1 protein-coding gene is annotated in these 1,360 nt (G+C 69.2%); it reads left to right on the top strand.

The annotated features are described in order from the left end of the window. Nucleotides 1-20: 20 nt before the first annotated feature. On the top strand, nucleotides 21-1,360 hold a 1,340-nt coding region (gene dnaG / locus HNV26_RS37325; RefSeq protein ID WP_171453038.1), incomplete at its 3' end, for a DNA primase.

Below are 1,360 nucleotides of genomic sequence, written 5' to 3'. Positions count from 1 at the left end.
GCCCAGGGGTGGGCCAGGGGGTGGGAGTCGTGATTCCGGAGCACAAGATCCAGGAGGTCCTCGAACGGGTGGACCTCGTCGGGCTCATCTCCCGGCATGTCGACCTGAAGAAGGCCGGGCGCGAATGGAAGGCCTGTTGTCCCTTCCATCAGGAGAAGACCCCCTCGTTCTACGTGGTGCCGGAGAAGCGCTTCTATTTCTGCCATGGCTGCCGCGCGAGCGGTGACGCGGTGTCCTTCGTCCAGCGCTACCTGGGCAAGACGTTCCTGGATGCGGTGCGGGACCTGGCGCGCGAGCTGGGCGTGGACCTGGAAGCCGAGCAGGACCCCAGCATGCGGGAGCGGCAGCAAATCAAGGAGGCCACGGACCAGGCCGCCGAGCACTTCCGCGCCATGCTGTGGCAGCAGGACGAAGGCCGCTCCGCCCGCGCCTACATCGCCAGCCGCGGCGTCTCCGAAGAGACGGCCATGGCGTTCGGCCTGGGCTGGGCGCCCCTCGAATGGGCCTCACTGACGGAGCGCTTCCAGAAGCTGGGCATGCTGGAGTGGGCGGCGAAGGCCGGCTTGGTCCTCAAGCGCAACAGCGGCGACGGCTACTACGACTTCTTCCGCAGCCGGGTGATGGTGCCCATCCGCGCGCCGGAGGGCCGCCCCATCGCCTTCGGTGGCCGCCTGATTGGCGCGGATGAAGGGCCCAAGTACCTCAACTCGCGCGAATCCCGGCTCTACAACAAGAGCGAGACGCTCTTCGGCATGGACCAGTCCCGCGACGAGATTCGCAAGCGCAAGGCCGCCGTGCTGGTAGAGGGCTACTTCGACGCCATTGGCCTGCACCAGGTGGGCGTGCGGCACGCGGTGGCCCTGTGCTCCACCAACCTCACCGCCGGACACATGCAGGTGCTGAAGCGCGCCGAGGCCCGCGAGCTGATCTTGCTGTTGGACGGAGACTCGGCCGGCCTTGCCGCTGTCGAACGGCTCTCCGGCCCCCTGCTCGCCGCGGGAGCGACCGCGCGAGTTGCCCTGCTGCCGCAAGGGGATGATCCAGACACCTTCGCGCGTCGAGAGGGCCAGGAAGGCGTGGAACGGCTGCTGGAAGGCGCCCACCCGCTCACCAGCCACCTGTTCGCCTCGCTCCTCCCGGAGGGCAAGGCCGCGAGCTTCGAGGAGAAGATGGCAGCGCTCGAGCGGCTCAAGCCGGTGGTGGGACAGGTCCCCGTGGGCTTGGTGCGCGCCACCCTCTTCAGCGCGGTGGCCGAGCACTTCGGCTGGCGGCCTGCGGACGTGGAGGCGGCCCTGCGCAGCAAGGTGCCCCTGCCCAAGCCCGCCGGCGGGGACGCACCTCCTTCGAACCCCAACCGCCC

Source organism: Myxococcus xanthus, assembly GCF_013116825.1.
GTDB classification, from domain to species: Bacteria; Myxococcota; Myxococcia; order Myxococcales; family Myxococcaceae; genus Myxococcus; species Myxococcus xanthus_B.
The sequence above is the reverse complement of the archived record's forward strand: the minus strand, read 5'-3'. Positions and strand labels throughout refer to the sequence as shown.